1 protein-coding gene is annotated in these 611 nt (G+C 62.2%); it reads left to right on the forward strand.

From position 1 onward, the window contains the following. The coding region (locus AU509_RS17760) for an Ig-like domain-containing protein (RefSeq protein ID WP_139824087.1) at window positions 1–611 on the forward strand (611 nt) is incomplete at both ends.

A 611-nucleotide genomic window follows, 5' to 3' on the forward strand; every position in this document is an offset into this window, starting at 1 on the left:
AGCCAGATCCATGCCGAAGTCACCACCACGGATGGCGCGGGCAATGCCACCACGGCGGGTGCCGATCACAACTACGCAGTCGATACCGCCGCGCCGGAAGCGTCGATCACCATCGATAACGTCACCGGTGATAACACCATCAATATCACGGAAGCTGGTCAGCCGCAGGCGATCACCGGTCGCGTCGGCAACGACGTGCAGGTGGGCGATACGGTGACCGTCACGATTGGCGAACAGGCGTACCAGACCACCGTCACGGCATCCGATAACGGCAACGTGTGGAGTGTGACGGTACCGGGCGAGGTACTGGCCGGTAATAACCAGATCCACGCCGAAGTCACCACCACCGACGGTGCAGGCAACGCCACCACCGCCGGGGCCGATCACAACTACGCGGTCGATACCGCCGCGCCGGAAGCGTCGATCACCATCGATAACGTCACCGGTGATAACACCATCAATATCACGGAAGCGGGTCAGCCGCAGGCCATCACCGGCCGCGTCGGCAACGACGTACAGGTCGGCGATACCGTCACTGTGACGATTGGCGATCAGGCTTACCAGACCACCGTCACGGCGTCGGATAACGGCAACGTGTGGAGCGTCAACGT

This window comes from Lonsdalea britannica (genome assembly GCF_002111595.1).
Classification (GTDB): Bacteria; Pseudomonadota; Gammaproteobacteria; order Enterobacterales; family Enterobacteriaceae; genus Lonsdalea; species Lonsdalea britannica.